1 protein-coding gene is annotated in these 578 nt (G+C 42.7%); it reads right to left on the minus strand.

The genetic code is table 11. From position 1 onward, the window contains the following. Positions 1 to 221: fimbrial protein (locus tag AC2A1E_RS24280; protein WP_484385889.1), on the minus strand; the 221-nt coding region annotated here is incomplete at its 3' end. Positions 222 to 578 lie beyond the last annotated feature (357 nt).

The following is a 578-nucleotide window of genomic DNA, read 5'->3' on the forward strand; positions in this document are numbered from 1 at the left end:
AACTTGAGGGTGATGGGTATCCACTCACTGGCATTGCCAGCGCCGGACAAATCACGCAACTGCAATTTGCCAAAATTAACCGTTTGATTAACCGTGCCGATATCTATAATGCAAGGAGAGGCAACGACTTGGCCGCTGACGTTAATGTCCGAAGCATTAACGTTAAATAGAAAACCTTGCAATAACAGACCAACAGAAATTATCGTCCCGATCTTTCCCATTTAAACCTCGATGAATAAATCATGTTTGTCTTGCTATAAGCTGCCGTATTCTTTTTCCGAGAGAATACCTGCCTGCAATATGTAAATTTGGCCAATGCATTAATGTTGCCTTGACCACCGCTGACCATTTTTTCTGGCTTACATGCGGTGGCTTCATTTAATGCTGAGTAACACAGTCGTTCTAAATGATGAGTTTAGATTACGTTTATTTTGAGTCCCTTGATGGGAACTTTGGTTATACCCGTGTTGCTTTTTGTACAACCTATGACAAAGTGTAAATACCGCTCGCATCGCTCACTTATTGATAAGTAATATTCAGCGTTGCGGTAGCATTGGCCTTGCCCGGCATCACCGTGG

The organism is Serratia sp. HNCC26DJ206 (assembly GCF_057180605.1).